Genomic DNA, 520 nt, shown 5'->3' on the forward strand with positions numbered 1-520 from the left:
CGAACGACTTACACACTTTAAGATTGGCAATACCGATAGAACCAAAACGGATGGTTAACACGGGATCATCATCAAAGGTTGGTTGAGCCCAAGCACTAGGCATGAAACCAACGTCATTCTCCTCATTGCCGCTGGCTTCATCTGTGTCCTCACCAGCAGAACGTTTGATGGTTTCGTCGAAGTTGGTTTGACATGCTAGAGCGTTTGCAAAGCCTATATGCAGATCGCCATCTTCGAACGTCGGTGCAAAGTCTCTTAAATCTGCGAAGGTTGTGAAGTGAGTGAATGGGGTGTTCATTGCGGTAAAGCCAACTTTTTTCGCCCACCACATGAATTGGTCTAAGCTCCATTGATGGTCTTCAACCCCAAAAACACTAAACGTGATTGGCTCGTCAGGAGAATCATTGGAAAGTTTAGTATTACGCATACCGCCCATCTCCATCGCTAAGTCACGAATACCGAACTCCCAATTAGGAATAACTTCATCGATAATAGGATCATATTGGCAGTTCAGGTTTCT

1 pseudogene is annotated in these 520 nt (G+C 45.0%); it reads right to left on the reverse strand.

Going from position 1 to position 520, the window contains the following annotated elements:
* Positions 1-520, reverse strand: a pseudogene (locus R7Q46_RS30210) (hypothetical protein); the annotation flags it as partial.

It is taken from the genome of Vibrio sp. 811 (assembly GCF_033339195.1).